Origin of the sequence: Amycolatopsis sulphurea (assembly GCF_002564045.1) — a bacterium.
Classification (GTDB): Bacteria; Actinomycetota; Actinomycetes; order Mycobacteriales; family Pseudonocardiaceae; genus Amycolatopsis; species Amycolatopsis sulphurea.
The window spans coordinates 3388634-3403927 of the sequence record NZ_PDJK01000002.1 but is presented as its reverse complement, the minus strand read 5'-3'; the positions used below and the strand labels follow the sequence as shown (position 1 = coordinate 3403927).

Genomic DNA, 15294 nt, shown 5'->3' with positions numbered 1-15294 from the left:
ACCGCTCCTGTCCGACGTATCGGTCAGAGGACTTCGACTGTGTCCCCGGTGTGTGCCCGCAGCCGGCCACGGGTGTCCAGCAGCAGCCGAGCACGCCCGATGAGCGTCGCCGGGTCGTACTCGCGGTGCGGGGTCACCACCAAGGTCAGATCAGCGGTTTCGAGTGCTTCCTCCAGCCGGGGTTCGCAGCGCACAGTCCGGCCGCCGACCTGCCAGGTGCCGACATACGGGTCATGGAACCGCACCTCGGCACCCAGGCGGTGCAGTTGTTCGGCGATCGGTTTCGCCGGAGTCTCGCGCAGATCTGCGATATCGGCCTTGTACGTGATGCCGCACAGCAGCACGGACGCGTCCGGCAGCGCGTGACCGTGCCGGGCCAGCAGCTTCCGCGCACGTCCGGCGACGTAGTCCGGCATCTGCGCGTTGATCTGCTGCGCCAGCTCGGCGATGCGGAACGAGTGGCCCAGCGACCGCACCCGGTGCGTCAACAGCACCGGATCGACCGGAATGCAGTGGCCACCGACCCCGGGTCCCGGATGGAAGGTCTGGAACCCGAACGGTTTCGTGCTCGCGCAGTCGATCGCGTCCCACAGGTCGATGTCCAGTTCCCTGCTGAACATCGCCATTTCGTTGACCAGCGCGATGTTCACCTGGCGGTAGGTGTTCTCCAGCAGCTTCGCCAGCTCGGCCTCCCGGGTTCCCTTGGCCTGGTGCACAGACGAGACGAACTTGCCGTAGAACGCGGCCGCGGCGGCTCCGCAGGCGCCGGTGTGCCCACCGACCACCTTCGGGATCTTCTGCACCGGGTGCGCGGTATTGCCCGGGTCGATACGTTCGGGCGAGAACGCCAGGTGGAAGTCCCGGCCCGCGAGGAGGCCGGACCGTTCCAGGATCGGACGCACGATCTCGTCGGTGGTACCGGGAAAGGTCGTCGATTCCAGCACCACCAGCACACCCGGACGCAGGTTCGCGGCCACCGCCTCGGCGGCGGCGCGGATGGCACCCAGGTCCGGCTCCCCGTCTCTGGTCAGCGGGCTGGGCACGCAGATCACCACAGTGCCCGCTCGGGCCAGCACCCTGGGATCGGTGGTCGGCCGGAAACCGGCGCCGAGTATTTCGCGGACCTCGCCGCCGGAAATGTCGTCCACATGCGACGTTCCGGCGCGCAGGCCTTCGACCACCGACGGGTCGCTGTCCAGGCCCGCCACCGTCAGTCCCACCCGGCACGCCGCGACGGCCAGGGGCAGCCCGACGTAGCCGAGTCCGATGATCGCCAAGTCCACGGCGTTTCTTCCCTTTCGAGTGCGAGCGTATTCAGTAACCGGCGCGACACTAGAGGCGGTTCAAGAAGTGATAGCCGGCGTACGCGGCGACCCGGCGCAGCCTGCCGATCCGGGTCGGCTGGGAAATGATTCGGTAAAGCCATTCCAGCCCGGCGCGGCGCCACATCAGCGGCGCCCGCCGCACCTGCCCGCTCACCACGTCGAAAGTGCCGCCCACGCCCATGTAGAGCGCTTCCGGATGAATTTCGCGGCATTGCGCGGCAAAAATCTCCTGCCGCGGTGAGCCCATCGCAATGGTCACGATGGCCGCTTCACTGTCTCGGATCCGCCGGAAGAGGTCCGGCCGGTCGGCGTCACCGAAGTAGCCGTCCTGACTGCCGACGACCTCGACCTCCCACTCGTCGGTGATCTTCTCGCGCACCGCCTGCAGTACCCGCGGTTTCGCCCCGACGAGAAAGACTTTGACCTGCTCCCGGCCGGCCCGCACCATCATGCTCTGCCACAGGTCCACCCCGGCGATGCGGTCAAGGTCGACGCCGTACTTCCGGCGGATCGAACGGACCACGCTGATCCCGTCCGCGTAGGGGTAATCGGCCTGGTCCAGGACCGCGCGCAGGACGGGGTCGCGCTCGGCGGCGACGATCTTCTCCGCGTTGACCGCCGCCAGCATGCCGGTCCGTACTCCGTGCGGGCCGAAAAGCTCGTCGAGGAACGCGGACTCGTCCGGGTACCCCAATATCCGCACCCCGCGAATCGGGTAGCCGGGAACGCTGCTCATGCACGGACCTCCGGTTTCTGGAACTGGCGGATCTTGAACACGGCCTTCGCCGCGAGGAAACACAGGCCGAAAACGGCCAGGTAGACGACGAATCGGGAACAGAACGAGTCCAGCCCCTCGCGGACCAGCACGACGAGGGTGAACAACGTGCCGAAACAGAACGCCTTGGCCACCGCACCGCCGGACCCGTCCGCCCCGGCGCCCCGGTGCACCCGGTCCAGCCCGCGAATGATCAGGCCAGCCGCGGCACCGGTGAGCGGCACCGCGAGCAGCCCGCCCATCAGGTATGACGAGCCGATCATCGTGGGTGAGATGGTCAGACCGGGACCGCGGCCAAGCACGGCGCGGGAGAAGTAGTTGGCGGTGTTGAGCACCACCTCCGGACGGTCCGGCCAGATCGAGCGCGGGACGTAGACGGAGAAATCGCGGGCGATCGGCGCCAAGCCCTGGAATTCTATGTTCGAACGCCGTTCGAGGACGAGCGCCAGATTCTCCCAGGGGGAAAGCGAATCGCGGGTCAGGTACAGGAAGTAGTAGAGCTGTCTCATCCCGGAGGCATGCAGGCCGTAGCGGGCCAGCGCAAGCAGGAACATCCCGGCCACGCCGAGGAAACCCAGCGGGATGAGCAGCTTCGGCTTGAGATACCGGTCGGCCAGGCCGATGAAGAGGAACAGGGCGAACGCCAGCGCCAGGTTGGCTCGCGTGCCGCCCACGGCAACGTAGCTGAGCAGGCCGAACCCGGCGGTGGCCGCCAGGAACATCCACCAGCGCCGCACACTCGGGCGCAGAAAGTACCAGATCAGCGCGGCGGGGATGAAGAAGTAGGAGAACCGTTTGAGCGCCTGCCCGGACACATCCTTCGCGAACGCCTGGCTGTAGGTGTCCACCTTGAACAGAAGAAGCCCGTTTTGCGCGATGAACACCACGAGAGTGCCGGCCGCGACCGCCGCCAGCAGCACCGCGGTCAGCCCGGCCACCCCCTGGTTCGCGGCAAACCACCGGGCGGGGCGGGGCGGCGCGGAAGCGGACCTGCGCATCGAGCGGGCGAGGTGGTAGACGCCGTAGCACACCATCGGCAGCAGCAGTGCGCCGGCCAGCGACGACGTGGACATGATCCGTTCGCCGAAACCGACGACAAGCGCGACGGAAAGCGGGAACCCCAGATAGCAGGTGATCAGGAAAGCGACCGAGAAGCACAAGTCGAAGCTGAATCGTTCCGCACGGAACCTGCGGCAGATCACCAGACCGAGCGTGGCGACGCACAGCGTCCACAACGCGGCAAGCAGAACCAGCTCACCGATCGGCATCGGATGCTCCCTCCCTCAGCGCGCGCAGCCAGCCGGGCACGCAGTTCTCGGGTGTGAAGGACAGTTGCGCCCAATCCAGCGCGGCGAGCTGCCGCCGGCTTCGCTCGACCTCCGCCGGAGTGATCCGGTCCTCGTGCACCAGCACCGGCACGTGCTGCCCGGTCAGATCTCGCAGGAACGGATTGTCCTGGCTGAGCACGAACGGCACCTGCGCGCGGATCAGCATGGACAGCGTCCCGATGCCCTGCTGCCGCCGGAAAATCAGGTAACCGAGATCGCATTCCGCCAGTAGGTCCGCGTACTGCCGGTAATCCAGCAGATCGGTGAGCAACCGGACGTTGCCCGGCGGGAACAGCCGGTGCGCCTCGGCCCGGATCGCGCAGAGATAGGTTTCGTTCCCGGCGGGATAGCCGCAGGGGAGGACGACCCGGGTCTGCGCGCCAAACCGTTCCCGCACTGCCCGCAACGCGGTGACGTGACGGTTGCTCGCGTCGCCGGAATTGCCGATCAGCACGGTCAGCGAGGATCCGGGCCGGAGCCGGGCGAGCTTGGCGTCCGGCCCCTGCGTCCGGCTTGGGAAATAGAGGACGGTGCTCCGGGTGCGCGGATGCCGGCGCCGGTAGTGGCCGAGATCGCCGGCCGTGCCGAGGACCCGGCCGACCCGCCCTTGCGCGATCCGCCGGAGCCGGTAGAACAGCGCGGCCCGCGGGCCGGCCGCGGCCTCGTAAAGGTCCGCGCCCCAGATGTGCCAATGCGCCTGGTGCGGCCGGATCGCGCCGGTCAGCAGAGCCAGCCAGATCCGCGGGGAAAACTGGCCGTGCAGGAAGAAGGTGATGGTGCGGTCACGGCGCGCCGATCGGCGCGCCGCGGTGGCCAGCTGCCGGCGATCGGGGTACCGGATCAGGTCCAGATTCGGGTACTCGCCGGGCGACTCGGCGGAAACGACCCAGAACACCGGCCGGCCGGGCAGCTCGGCGGCCAGCACATCGTTGAAAAACCGCAGAACGGTCGTGTTGTGGTGCGGGATGTCCGAACCGAGTACGTGGATCATCATCGGCGTGCCTTCCGCCGCCACAGCAAGAAAACCGCACAGCACAGCGTGAAGTGGACAACGTAGGTCACGAGGTAGGCCTGGGTCGCGCCCACCGCGCCGTGCGCGGGTATCAGGATCAGGGAAATTGTGCAGAGCAGGACGAACTGACTGACCTCGGCCAAGACGTAGAACCGCAGTGAAGCACGAGCCAGTACGAAGTACCCGAATACGTAGGCGCCCACTTTCAGCACGTCTCCGCACAGCTGCCAGGCGAACAATTCCCGCATGGCGGTGAACTCGCCGGAGTACAGCATCTCGATCACCAGGTCACGGGTGAGCCACAGCCCGAGCGCGACCACGCCGGCCGCGACGAGCACGAACCGCAGCGCGCGGCCCACCTCGCGCGAAATCTCCCCGGCGTGACTGAGCCTGGACAGCGACGGCAGCAGGTACAACGACAACGGCGCGGTGAGCAATTGCAGGTAAGAGTCGGAAATCTTGCTCATGCCCTGCCAGATGCCGGCTTCCCCCAGGCCATGTGCGTCGGCCAGCAGGTGCCGCAGGAAAATATGGACGGAGGGCAGCAGCGCCGCGGTGACCGCGACCATGATCGCGAATTTCCCGAGCCGACGGGCTGTCTCGGTATCCCACGACGGCCGCAGCATCCGCAGCGAGTCCCGATCGCGGCGGCGAAGGACCAGGTACGAGGGCACCACGGCCAGCGCGGGAAGCAGGCCGAGCCCGATCAGCGCTCCGGTATATCCGCCGAGAACCCCGCAAATCCAGTACGCGCTCGCACCGAGCACGCTGCCACCGATGACCGACAACGCGGTGCCGGTGGCATCACGCCGCCCTTTCAGGATCGACTGGTACAAGCTCGCGTATGCCAGTCCGAATTGGACCACCGCCAGCGCGCGTACCGGCCCGGCGAAGCCATCCCTTCCGAAGAGCAACCGGCCGATCGGGTCCGCCAGCACGAGCAGTGCCACACCGACCAGCAGCGAGCAGCCAAGCACCACGGTCGCCGACGTGCCCAGCACCCGGCGCCTGCCGTCCTCGGGCAATGCGGCGACATACTTGGTGACACCGTTGTATATGCCACCGCCGGCGAACGTCGTGAGCACGGTGACGAAGGTGAGCAGGTTCCCCGCGAGCCCGACGCCGACCGGCCCATAGGACACCGCGAGCAGCTTCATCACCAGCAGGCTCGCGGCCAGCTTGAGGGCGGTGGACACCGCCGTCCAGGCCGCCACCCCGGTCAGGGACTTGGCCCGCACGGCGGCAGGGTCAGCCAAAGTAGCCGAGCACGGCGTCGATCACGGCGCGGTGCTGCTCGTCGGTCAGGTTGTAGAACAGCGGCAGCCGGACCAGCCGTTCACTTTCCGTAGTGGTGCAGACGTCTTCGCCGTGGAAGCGGCCGAACCGCAGGCCCGCCGGGCTGCTGTGCAGCGGGACGTAATGGAAAACAGCCAGGACACCGCGGCTCTTCATGGCGTCGATGAAGTCGTCGCGATGGCCTGCGTCCCGCAGTTTCAGGTAGAACATGTGTGCGTTGTGCCGTACCCCGGCGGGAATCCGCTGGACCTGCACAGTGCCGTTGGCCGCCAGGTGCCCGAACGCGGCGGCGTAGCCGTCCCAAAGCTCACCGCGTCTGCGGTCGATCCGGTTCGCGGATTCCAGCTGGGCCAGCAGGTACGCGGCCTGCAGCTCGGACATGAGGTAGCTGGAACCGAGATCCCGCCAGGTGTACTTGTCCACGTCCCCACGCCAGAACTCGATGCGGTTGGTGCCCTTCTCCCGCAGGATTTCCGTACGCGCCACGAATTCCGCGTCGTTGACCAGCAACGCGCCGCCTTCGCCACCCGCCGTGTAGCCCTTCGTTTCGTGGAAGCTGAAACAACCGAAATGGCCGATGGTGCCCAGCGCCCGGTCGCGATGGGTCGCGAGCATGGCCTGTGCCGCGTCCTCGACCACCCACAGCCGGTACTTCTGCGCAATGGCCATGATCGTGTCCATGTCGCAGGCCACCCCCGCGTAGTGCACCGGCACGATCACGCGGGTGCGCTCGGTGATCGCCGCCTCGATCTTCCGCTCGTCGAGGTTCATCGTGTCCGGCCGGACATCGACGAAAACGATCCTCGCGCCGCGCAGCACGAAGGCGTTGGCCGTGGAAACGAAGGTATAGCTGGGCATGATGACCTCGTCGCCCGGTCCGATCCCCAGCAGGAGGGCGGTCATCTCCAGCGCCGCCGTGCACGACGGGGTGAGGAATGCCCGGTGCGCGGAGAGCTCGCGCTCCAGCCACGACTCACACGCAGCGGTGACGCTGCCACCGCCGGAGAGCCCTCCACTGTGGACGGCCCTGCGCACGTAGTCCATTTCGGTTCCGACGACCGGCGGGCTGTTGAACGGGATCATCGATACATCCAGCGGGCCTTCGCGGACACGACACCGCCGTGTGCCTGGTAGGAACGGATTGCGGCCAGGTTGCCCGGCTGGGTGACGATGGTGAGCCTGCGCACGCCACGCGCCGCACACCAGTGCTGGGCAGCGGCCACCAGGCGCCCGCCGATACCGCGCCCGGTCCACCCCGGCGCCGCTGCCAGCAGGCCCACCCGCGCCGAATCCTCGCCAGTTCGGCGTACCGTCACGTACCCCGCGATGTCCCCGCCCTCGCGCACCAGCAGGCATTCGTCGTCGTAGCTGCCGTGCACGGCGTTTTCCAGCCATTGCCGGTAGAAATCGTCCCGCTGCGCCTCGGTGTACCAGGGCGGGCGGAAGCGACTGGTCCGGAACACTCCGGGGACGATCTCCCGCAGCCGGGGAATGTCGGCCTCCCCGGCGGGCACGTGGGCGCTGCCGGTTTTCCCCGGAACCGGCAGCACGAAATCCACCGCGCCCTCGACGTCCCGGAAACCCAGCGCTTTCAGCGCGGCGGCGGTCCCCGGCCGATCGGCGCCGATCTTCGCCTCCACGACGTCGAACCGCCGCACCGCGGGCAGCGCCAGCGGACCGGCCCCCACGGAAAAGACCAGGCGGGCACAACGCATGGCGAAGAACTCGCTCGCCCAGTCCAGCCGGACCACCTCGGCGTGCACCCCCATCAGAGGCGCACCACGCCGGATTCCGGCACCGCGAGCACGCGTTCGTAGACCTCCGCGATGCGGTCCGCCGTCCGGCCGTCCCAGCGCTCGGGCACCCGCCCGGGCTTGCCGCCCCCGTCCAGTACCGCGAACGCGACCGCCCTGATCGCCGCGGGGTCCGTGCCGACCAGGGTGTTGGTCCCCTGCTCGACAGTGATCGGGCGCTCGGTGTTCTCCCGCAGGGTCAGGCACGGGACACCCAGCGCCGTTGTCTCCTCCTGCAGACCCCCCGAATCGGTCAGCACGAGGCGGGCCCGCATGGTCAGCGCGAGGAATTCCAGATAGCCGGCCGGCGGCACCAGCAGCAACCGCGGTGCGCGTTCCCACACGGCCTTGAGCCGTGGCCTGTCCAGCATCGCCCTGGTACGCGGGTGGCTGGGAAAAACCACCGGAATCCGTGCGGACAGGTCGATAATCGCGCCGAGCAGCGCAAGCAACTGCTCTTCGTTGTCCACATTGGATGGACGGTGCAGGGTGCACAGGGCATACTCGCCGGGCACCAACCCAGCCGGTACCGGCAGCTGTTTCGCCCGCGCCACGAACCGCAGGAGCGTGTCGATCATGACATTGCCCACGTGGTGCACCCGGTCCTCGCCGATCCCTTCGCGCCGCAGATTGCCGAGCGCGTCTTCGGAGGGAATGAGCAGAACATCCGCGAGGTGATCGATGAGCACCCGGTTGAGCTCCTCGGGCATCGCCCGGTCGTAGCTGCGCAGCCCGGCTTCCACGTGGGCGACCGGAATTCCGGACTTGGCCGCGGACAACGCGGCCGACAGCGCCCCGTTGGTGTCACCCACCACAGACACGAGCGAGGGACGGTGGGTACGCAGCGTCTCGGCCAGACCGAGCACGACCTGTCCGGTCTGCTCCGCGTGACTACCGGCACCCACGCGCAGGCGGACGTCGGGCGCGGGCAGGCCCAGCTCGCGGAAGAACACGTCGCTCATGTCCGCGTCGTAGTGCTGTCCGGTGTGGACGATCAGTTGCCGCAGCCGCCCCCGCCGGGTAATGGCCCGGTGAATCGGGGCCACCTTGACGAAATTGGGACGCGCGCTGACCACGTGCAGGACCGTGGGCGCCATTAATTCGTTTCCTCCGCAATAACCGAGCAAGCCTGGATAATTCGCCGATAGGTGATTTCGCGGATAGCTCCAGCTTCGGACGGCCGATTCGGACGATCAGTAACCTACAACGTCACCAGATAGGGAAAAAGTACCAAAAATTGGTAAGAACGGGCAAAACCCCTGCGCCGGCGCAGACTTCTCCCACCCGGAACCGGGCACCATTCATTGTCCGGTGACCAGTGTCACTCGAAAGGTTGACCCGAATGGATCAACGGCCCGGTTGTCCGGCGAGTCCCCCTCTTCAGGGGACGGGCGGTTGTCCCGGCGGCCGCGAACCGCCCGGCAGGGTCCGGGCACGCTTCGGCACGTAGTATCGGGCCTCGTGACCGCGCTGTTGACCCGTGCCGACGACGAAAGCGCGCGGTCGGGATCGGTCGGCACGCTGCAGCCGCCGACCGACCGCGAGGCCGCGCTGCTCGGCCGCGGGATGCCCACCGACCGGCTGCGCGGCTGGATCGTCACCCTCGTGCTCACCGCGATCGGCGCGGTCGTCCGGCTGCAGAACCTCGGGCTGGCCACGGACAAGGGCACGCCGGTCTTCGACGAGAAGCACTACGTACCGCAGGCCGCACAGATGCTGCGTAACGGCGGGTACGAGGACAACGCCGGGTACGAGCTGATCGTCCACCCGCCGCTGGCGAAGGACTTCATCGCATTCGGCGAATGGCTGTTCGGCTACAACGCATGGGGCTGGCGGATCATGGCCGCGGTCGCGGGCACGATCATCGTGGCGCTGACCGTGCGGATCGCCCGGCGGCTGACCCGCTCGACGCTGCTCGGCGGGATCGCCGGCGTGCTGGTGATCTGCGACGGCGTGCTGCACCTGCAATCCCGCATGGGCATGCTGGACATCTTCATCGCGCTGTTCGTGCTCGCCGCGTTCGCCTGTGTGCTCGCCGACCGCGATCAGGTACGGCAACGGCTCGCGGTGGCGGTGCGCGGGGGCTGGATCGGCGAATCGCAGTGGGGCCCGAAGCTCGGCTTCCGCTGGTGGCGGTTCGGCACCGGGCTGATGATCGGGCTGACCTTCGGGGTCAAGTGGTCCGCGCTCTACTACATCGCCGGGTACGGCCTGCTGACCGTGTTCTTCGACGTGGCGGCCCGGCGTGCGGCCGGGGTGCAACGGCCGTGGCTGGGCACCATCCGGCGCGACGTGCTGCCTGCGCTGTGGGCGATCGTGGTGGTGCCGCTGCTGATGTACCTGGCCTCGTATTGGGCCTGGTTCGCCAGCGAGACGGCCACCGACCGGCACTACACCGAGATCAAGAACGTCGCCTCCGGGATGTTCGGCTGGCTCCCGCCCGCGCTGCGCTCGCTCGGCGACTACACCGCCAACGTCCTGCATTTCCACGAAACCCTGCTGACGCCCAAGGACAAACCGCATCCCTGGGAGTCCAAGCCGTGGACCTGGCCGATGGGCCTGCGTCCGATGCTCTATTACTACGACGGCTCGGTGACCGGCTGCGGTGAGTCCCGCTGCATCGGCGCGACCATGCTGATCGGCACGCCCGCGATGTGGTGGCTGGCCGGGCCGGTGCTCGGCTGGGGGCTGTGGCGCTCGATCTTCCGCACCGACTGGCGCTACGCCGCGGTGCTCGCCGGGTACTTCGCGGGCTACCTGCCCTGGTTCACCAACATCGACCGGCAGATGTACTTCTTCTACGCCACTCCGCTGGCCCCGTTCCTGGTGCTCGGGCTGGTGCTGGTGCTCGGGCAGATCCTGGGCAGTGCCAGACGCGGGGTCGAACGCCGGGGCACCGGTCTGCTCGTGGTCGCCCTCTACACCGGGCTGGTGGTGGCCAACTTCGCCTGGCTGTGGCCGATCCTCAACGGCATCCCGATCACCGACGGCCATTGGCAGGCGGAGATGTGGCTGCCTTCCTGGCGCTGACCGTGGCACTGAAGTAGGCACCCGGCGGCACACCGACCGCCCGGTGGAACGCGGCCACGAACGCGCTCGCCGTCGCGTAGCCCACCCGGTGCGCGACCGTGGCCATCGGCAGTCCCGCGGCCAGCAGCGGCAGCGCGGCACGCAACCGCACCTGGGTCCGCCAGGTCCCGAAGGTCATCCGGCAGTCCCGCACGAACGCCCGCGCCAGCGTCCGCTCGCCTGCCCCGACGACCCGGCCCAGTTCGGCCAGCCCGCGGTGGTCCGCCGGATCGGCGAGCACCTCGGCCGCCACGTCCCGGGCCCGCGGATCGACCGGCATCGGCACCGTGATCGTGGTGACTTCGAGTGGTTCCAGCAGGTCGAAGGCGACGGCTTCGGCCCGCTCGCGTGGCTGGGCGGCCAGCCCGCTGTCGGACAGGTACTCCAGCAGCTCCCGAAGCAGCGGGCGCACGGTCACCAGCCGCGGCTCGGGCCAGCCGACCGGGCAACGGTCTGGAGCGGCGTAGATGCCGCGCAGCTCGGCCTGCCCGATCGTGCCGGTGCGGTGCCACACGCCGGCGGGCAGCCACAGCGCGCGGGTCGGCGGGAGCACCCAGTGCGCGTCTTGCACGGTCACCGCGGCGACCCCGCACGCGGACCAGACGAGCTGGTGCACCGGATGCTCGTGCCACGGGAACCAGGCGCCGGCGGGCAGCGGGAACTCGCCGATCAGCATCGCCCCGGCGTGACCGTAATCGAACATGAAGTGGCAGCCTATCGACTTCCGGTCACCACCGCGGCCGCCTAACGTCGGGAATAGGCCGGCGGCGGCCGCCCCGGACCAAGGCTGTGAAGGGACCCTTCACGGACTCTGAGGCTGTGAAGGGTCCCTTCACAGCCTTTGCGTTGGAGCAGGGGGCTCAGCGGGGTGTGTGGCGCGGCACGATCTGGGTGACCGGCCCATCGGTCGACTTTCCGGCCCGGCTGAGCCAGCCTTCCACCTCACGGCGCACGGCGTGGAGCGTCGGACGGTGGCGTGGCTCCGGGTCGAGCGAAGCGGCGAGGATGCGGGCGTGCGCGGACCGGCGCGGCAGGTGCGACACAGGGTCGGCGCGCGCGGCGGCCATCAGTGCTGCCATCGGCGTCTCGCGGGTACCACGCGGCGGCTGCCCGGCGAGGGCGTAGCTGACCGTGGCGGCGAGCTGCCAAGCGTCCGACGCCGGGCTCGCCGGGGCGCCCATCGCCTGCTCCGGCGCCACGAAATCCGGGGTGCCGATCATCATGCCGGTGGCCGTCATCTTCGCGTCGCCCTGGCTACGCGCGATACCGAAGTCGATCAGGTGCGCCATGCCGGCCGGATCGAGGATCACGTTGGACGGCTTGAGGTCGCGGTGCAGCACGCCCTTCTCGTGCGCGGCGGCGAGCGCACCGGCCATGGTGGCCCACAACCGCCCGGCGGCCACGTCGTCGATCGGGCCCTGGCCGTCGACCACGTCGGCGAGCGGGCGGCCCTCCAGGTACTCCATGACCAGCGCGAGCCCGTCCGGCTCCTCGACGAGGTCGTAGACCCGCACGCAGTTCGGGTGGTTGACCACGGCCAGTGCCCGCGCCTCGCGCTGCATGCGCTCCGCGGTGTCGTGGTCGGGCGCGTGCGCGATCTTCAGCGCGACCGTCCGGTTCAGCTGAGTGTCGACGGCTTGCCAGACAGTGCCGAAGCCACCTTGGCCGAGCCGCCGGGTACGCCGGTAGCGGCTGCCGCCGGCCCCGCGGGACCCGGGTGGCGGCGGAACCGGCCCCGGCATGGCGGCGAGCTGGCCCGGCGGCTCCAGCGGAGCAGAGAGCGCGGTGGCCGGGTAGGGCTTGCTCACCGGCGGCGGCTCCCGGCGCGGGGGCGGCTCCTCCCGGCGCGGCTCCGGACGGTTGATCACCGACCAGGGCGGTGGCCCGACCATGGCGACCGGGATCAGCCCGAGCACGCTGAAGGGCAGGAACCCGAGCCAGAAGTGCACCGCGACGTTGGCCGTCATCCCGACACTTGCCAGCACCAGCACCACGAAGGGGATCCAGAAGAACCGCGCGGGCCACTTCGGGCCGCGGCGGAACGCGGTGCGCGCCTGCAGCATGACGAACAGCAGCGAGCCCGCGGGCAGCACCGTCAAGGCCAGCAGGTACAGCGCGTAGGAGAGCTTGAGGCCACCGGGATAGAACAGCGTCTCGAAAACATTCGGGCCGCCGCCGAGGTAGGTCTTCTGCACCCCGACGAACGTGCAGAATTCCTGGTTCAGCGTCTGCGTCTCGGACGCCGAAAGCCAGGTTACCGCGCCCCTCACCGCACCCTGGAACAGCTGGGAGACGCCGGAGGACAGCAGCCACGGCAGCAGCAGCACGCTGACGACACCGATGAGGCCGAACACGCTGAGCGTAGTGGCGTCGTAGCGATTGCCGGTGCCCTTGCGGACCACCGCGACGATCAGCGCACCCAGCGCCGGGATGAGCGCGACGAGCGCACCCGCCGTAGTCGTCGCCCACACCCAATCACCGGGGCAGAAGCCCGGCCCGAACAAGGCGTGCGCAAGCGAGAGCAGCGCGCTCGCCAAACCCGTCACTACTGGTGTCCCCTCGTTCTCGGTACCGCTCCCGGTGCCGCAGTGCGGCCCGAATCACCCGGTCAAGCTTAGGACGCATCGGGGTTCGGCGGGGTTGCCGGGGCAGGGCGGCAGTATCCGCAGGTCACGGGCATTGCACGAAATCCTCGCCGGAGGCGATCTCGATCATGCTGGGTCCGGCGGCCCCACGTCGGCGGAGGAGCCGCTAACGGTGGCGCCGGTCCCAGCGCCATGATGGGGACGGATACTGGCCATCGACGTCGAAGGAGACCTCGTGGGCGCGTACGCGGAGACTTACCGGCGCAGTCTGGACGACCCGGAGCAGTTCTGGCTCGAAGCAGCGAGGGCGATCGACTGGACGAAGCCGCCCACCCGTGCGCTGGATTCCTCGCGTGCTCCCTTCCACCGGTGGTTTCCCGACGGTGAGCTGAACACCGCGTACAACGCGCTGGACCGGCACGCCGACAGTGGCCGCGGTGAGCAGGCCGCGCTGATCTGGGACTCACCGGTGACCGGCCAGCAGCGCCGCTACTCCTATCGGGAGCTGCGCGACGAGGTGGCGACCTTCGCCGGTGCGCTCGCTTCGCTCGGGGTCGTCCGGGGCGACCGCGTCATCCTGTATCTGCCGATGATTCCCGAGGCTGTCATCGCGATGCTCGCCTGCGCACGGATCGGCGCGGTGCACTCCGTGGTGTTCGGCGGATTCGCGCCGAAGGAGCTGGCCGCGCGGATCGAGGACGCGCGGCCGAAGCTGATCCTCGCCGCGTCGTGCGGGATCGAGCCGACCCGGATCGTCGAGTACAAGCCGATCATCGACGCCGCGCTCGCGATGACCGGGCACCAGCCGCAGCACGTGGTGGTGTACCAGCGCGAGGCCGCGGCCGCCGAGCTGTCCGGTACCGATCTCGACTGGGTCGATCTGGTGCAGACTGCCGAGCCGGTGGATCCGGTGCCGGTGCGGGCGACCGATCCGCTGTACATCCTCTACACCTCGGGCACCACCGGGAAGCCGAAGGGCGTGGTGCGCGACGCGGGCGGCCACGCGGTCGCGCTGGCCTGGTCGATGGGCGCGATCTACGACATCCGCGCCGGCGACGTCTGGTGGACCGCCTCCGACGTCGGCTGGGTTGTCGGGCACTCCTACATCGTGTACGCGCCGCTGCTGGTGGGCGCGACAACCGTGCTGTACGAAGGAAAACCCGTCGGCACCCCGGACGCGGGCGCGTTCTGGCGGGTCATCTCCGAGCACCGCGTGCAGGCGTTGTTCACCGCGCCGACCGCGTTGCGTGCGGTGAAGCGGGTCGACCCGGAGGCGGCGGAACTGGCGAAGTACGACCTGGGCGCGTTTCGCACGTTGTTCCTGGCCGGGGAGCGGCTCGATCCGGAGACATATCGCTGGGCACACGACATTCTCGGCACCCCGGTGGTCGACCACTGGTGGCAGACCGAGACCGGCTGGCCGATCGCGGCGAACTGCCGCGGGCTGGAGCCGCTGCCGACGAAACCCGGTTCGGCGACGAAACCGGTCCCCGGCTGGGACGTGCGCGTGCTCGGGCAGGCGGGAGAGGAGCTGCCGGCGGGTCAGGAGGGTGCGATCTCACTGAAGCTGCCGCTGCCGCCCGGGTCGCTGCCCACGCTGTGGGGCGACGACGAGCGTTACCGCGAGGCGTATCTGTCGCGGTATCCGGGCTACTACCTCACCGGCGACTCCGGCTACTTCGACGAGGACGGCTACCTGTTCGTCATGGGCCGCACCGACGACGTGATCAACGTGGCCGGGCATCGGCTGTCCACCGGGTCGATGGAAGCTGTGCTGGCCGGGCACCCGGCAGTGGCGGAATGCGCGGTGATCGGCGTGGCCGATCAGCTCAAGGGCCAGGTGCCGCGCGGGTTCGTGGTGGTGAAGGCGGGCGTGGACGTGGCCGAGGAGCAATTGCGAGAGGAACTTGTGGCCTTGGTGCGCCGCGACATCGGCCCGGTGGCGGCCTTCCGCGACGTGTCCGTGGTCGCCGCTCTGCCGAAAACGCGTTCGGGGAAGATCCTGCGCAAGACCATGCGCGGCATCGCCGACGGCCGCGACGAGCCGGTCCCTTCGACCATCGAGGACCCGGGCGTGCTGGACGCCTTGCGCGCCGTTCTGCGGCCCTGAG

General features: G+C 68.9%; 12 protein-coding genes. 2 read left to right on the top strand and 10 right to left on the bottom strand.

Features of this window, described 5'->3' with window-relative positions; genetic code table 11:
- Positions 1–23: 23 nt before the first annotated feature.
- From ATK36_RS21695 to wecB, 8 genes are read right to left on the bottom strand one after another with little or no spacing between them, the layout of a single operon-like run.
- Positions 24–1283 (bottom strand): nucleotide sugar dehydrogenase, encoded by a 1260-nt coding sequence (locus ATK36_RS21695; RefSeq protein ID WP_098513190.1) that lies wholly within the window; start codon positions 1281–1283, stop codon positions 24–26.
- 49 nt (positions 1284–1332) lie between these two features.
- A complete protein-coding gene (locus ATK36_RS21690) occupies positions 1333–2061 on the bottom strand; it encodes a WecB/TagA/CpsF family glycosyltransferase (protein ID WP_098513189.1) in 729 nt (242 codons plus the stop codon).
- Positions 2058–3368: a WzyE family oligosaccharide polymerase gene (locus ATK36_RS21685; protein ID WP_098513188.1), complete on the bottom strand. Its 1311-nt coding sequence runs from the start codon at positions 3366–3368 to the stop codon at positions 2058–2060. The genes ATK36_RS21690 and ATK36_RS21685 overlap by 4 nt, the downstream gene beginning before the upstream one ends.
- Positions 3355–4422, bottom strand: coding sequence for a TDP-N-acetylfucosamine:lipid II N-acetylfucosaminyltransferase family protein (locus ATK36_RS21680; protein ID WP_098515076.1), 1068 nt, complete (start codon positions 4420–4422; stop codon positions 3355–3357). The genes ATK36_RS21685 and ATK36_RS21680 overlap by 14 nt, the downstream gene beginning before the upstream one ends.
- Entirely contained in the window at positions 4419–5678 is a 1260-nt protein-coding gene (gene wzxE, locus ATK36_RS21675) for a lipid III flippase WzxE (RefSeq protein ID WP_245914975.1), read from the bottom strand. Before wzxE ends, ATK36_RS21680 begins: the two co-directional genes overlap by 4 nt.
- 10 nt (positions 5679–5688) lie before the next feature.
- Positions 5689–6819, bottom strand: coding sequence for a dTDP-4-amino-4,6-dideoxygalactose transaminase (rffA, locus tag ATK36_RS21670; protein WP_098513187.1), 1131 nt, complete (start codon positions 6817–6819; stop codon positions 5689–5691).
- Positions 6816–7505 carry a dTDP-4-amino-4,6-dideoxy-D-galactose acyltransferase gene (gene rffC, locus ATK36_RS21665; RefSeq protein WP_098513186.1) on the bottom strand — a complete coding sequence of 230 codons (690 nt, stop codon included), beginning with the start codon at positions 7503–7505 and terminating at the stop codon, positions 6816–6818. The genes rffA and rffC overlap by 4 nt, the downstream gene beginning before the upstream one ends.
- On the bottom strand, positions 7505–8626 hold the full coding sequence (wecB, locus tag ATK36_RS21660) for a non-hydrolyzing UDP-N-acetylglucosamine 2-epimerase (protein WP_098513185.1): 1122 nt from the start codon (positions 8624–8626) through the stop codon (positions 7505–7507). Before wecB ends, rffC begins: the two co-directional genes overlap by 1 nt.
- Before the next feature lie 364 nt (positions 8627–8990).
- Here wecB and ATK36_RS21655 point away from each other — a divergent pair, with 364 nt between their 5' ends.
- A complete protein-coding gene (locus ATK36_RS21655) occupies positions 8991–10559 on the top strand; it encodes a dolichyl-phosphate-mannose--protein mannosyltransferase (protein WP_098513184.1) in 1569 nt (522 codons plus the stop codon).
- Here ATK36_RS21655 and ATK36_RS21650 read toward each other — a convergent pair.
- Positions 10510–11274, bottom strand: a complete 765-nt coding sequence (locus tag ATK36_RS21650; RefSeq protein WP_098515074.1) for an AraC family transcriptional regulator — start codon at positions 11272–11274, stop codon at positions 10510–10512. The two genes, ATK36_RS21655 and ATK36_RS21650, sit on opposite strands and share 50 nt — an antisense overlap.
- 184 nt (positions 11275–11458) lie before the next feature.
- Positions 11459–13144 carry a serine/threonine-protein kinase gene (locus tag ATK36_RS21645; protein ID WP_098513183.1) on the bottom strand — a complete coding sequence of 562 codons (1686 nt, stop codon included), beginning with the start codon at positions 13142–13144 and terminating at the stop codon, positions 11459–11461.
- 274 nt (positions 13145–13418) lie between these two features.
- On the opposite strand from ATK36_RS21645, the gene ATK36_RS21640 reads away from it, so the two are divergent.
- A complete protein-coding gene (locus ATK36_RS21640) occupies positions 13419–15293 on the top strand; it encodes a propionyl-CoA synthetase (protein WP_098513182.1) in 1875 nt (624 codons plus the stop codon).
- Position 15294 lies beyond the last annotated feature (1 nt).

Bases quoted from the DNA above. Each gene is read 5' to 3' on its own strand.
- ATK36_RS21690 (WP_098513189.1), bottom strand. From the start codon at position 2,061: ATGAGCAGCGTTCCCGGCTACCCGATTCGCGGGGTGCGGATATTGGGG.
- ATK36_RS21685 (WP_098513188.1), bottom strand. From the start codon at position 3,368: ATGCCGATCGGTGAGCTGGTTCTGCTTGCCGCGTTGTGGACGCTGTGC.
- ATK36_RS21680 (WP_098515076.1), bottom strand. From the start codon at position 4,422: ATGATGATCCACGTACTCGGTTCGGACATCCCGCACCACAACACGACC.
- rffA (WP_098513187.1), bottom strand. From the start codon at position 6,819: ATGATCCCGTTCAACAGCCCGCCGGTCGTCGGAACCGAAATGGACTAC.
- rffC (WP_098513186.1), bottom strand. From the start codon at position 7,505: ATGGGGGTGCACGCCGAGGTGGTCCGGCTGGACTGGGCGAGCGAGTTC.
- wecB (WP_098513185.1), bottom strand. From the start codon at position 8,626: ATGGCGCCCACGGTCCTGCACGTGGTCAGCGCGCGTCCCAATTTCGTC.
- ATK36_RS21650 (WP_098515074.1), bottom strand. From the start codon at position 11,274: ATGCTGATCGGCGAGTTCCCGCTGCCCGCCGGCGCCTGGTTCCCGTGG.